This window comes from Halalkalibacter oceani, from assembly GCF_023715605.1.
GTDB lineage: Bacteria > Bacillota > Bacilli > Bacillales > Bacillaceae_D > Halalkalibacter > Halalkalibacter oceani.
In genome coordinates this window covers 1-1,396 of record NZ_JAMBOL010000066.1, presented here as the reverse complement: position 1 = coordinate 1,396, position 1,396 = coordinate 1, and the positions used below count along the sequence as shown (strand labels likewise).

At 45.3% G+C, this 1,396-nt stretch carries 1 pseudogene; it reads right to left on the bottom strand.

The window, feature by feature from the left end:
- Nucleotides 1-1,396, bottom strand: a pseudogene (locus M3202_RS21945) (hypothetical protein); the annotation flags it as partial.

The window sequence follows — 1,396 nt, the reverse complement described above, 5'->3', positions numbered from 1 at the left end:
AAGGATTTAATGCGAATACTTGTTGTATTGATCCTCGGCGATGATAGCCTACGATCCCACCAACTTCCTCTTTTCCTTCTACACTCCCAACCGCATAGACATTTTCCAATCTTGGGGTACCTGATGAAGAGCCCAAATAACCGACAGCTCCTCCAACACTATCACCAGATCCTTTAACATTTCCAGCTGAAAAGCCATCGCTAATCTCAATAGCGCCTCGCGCCTCCCCGATAAGACCCCCAACCTTATTCTCGCCTTCAACTTCTCCTGTCGCATAGACTTTTTTAAAATCAGCTGCAGTCCCCTCTCCGATTATACCTCCGGTATCAGTCCCGCCTTTTACATCAACACTGCTATAGGATTCCGTCATGGCACCCGACCAGCTTCCTGCGATACCACCAGTCATATCTTCTCCTGACACTAAACCATCTATGACACTAACACCCTCAATAGTGCCACTCCCCGATCCAGTGAGCGCACCTGTCTCCTCTCCTCCTTTTACATTTACATTTTGTAATGTGAGGTTCTTAATCACTCCATCGGACCCCACTGACCTAAATAGCCCTACATCGCTTTCATTTTTCTCAATCGTCAGATTGAAAATCGTATGCCCATTCCCCTCCAACACTCCATCAAATCGAGGCAGGGGTTCCCAATTTTCTACTGAGGAAAGATCAATATTATTCAGGAGTTTATAACGGGTTTCTGACCCTATAGAACCTATCTTTTCTAACTCGCTCACGGTTCGAATCGGAATAAAGATTCCTTCTTCGTCGCTCATTAATGTAACAGTCTCTTCATAAATTGGCTCTTGGATATTTGGCTCTGGTAGTCCTCTTAGTACGGGTAATCCGATCGTCGAACTAAACAGCCAGCTTTCTTCATCCAGCCCTCTCTCTTTATAGAATGCAAAGTTCTTTCGATTATCCTCAGTTATCAGTCCCGTAAGAAAGTCTGTTTTTCCACCACCGTTTATCCGATCATGGCTATATGTGTGTTCAAAATCTCCACTACTGTGCTGACTACCTATCACTTTTCCCACATGACTTTCACCAGCCAAAAAAGGATTTAATGCGAATACTTGTTGTATTGATCCTCGGCGATGATAGCCTACGATCCCACCAACTTCCTCTTTTCCTTCTACACTCCCAACCGCATAGACATTTTCCAATCTTGGGGTACCTGATGAAGAGCCCAAATAACCGACAGCTCCTCCAACACTATCACCAGATCCTTTAACATTTCCAGCTGAAAAGCCATCGCTAATCTCAATAGCGCCTCGCGCCTCCCCGATAAGACCCCCAACCTTATTCTCGCCTTCAACTTCTCCTGTCGCATAGACTTTTTTAAAATCAGCTGCAGTCCCCTCTCCGATTATACCTCCGGTATCAGTCCC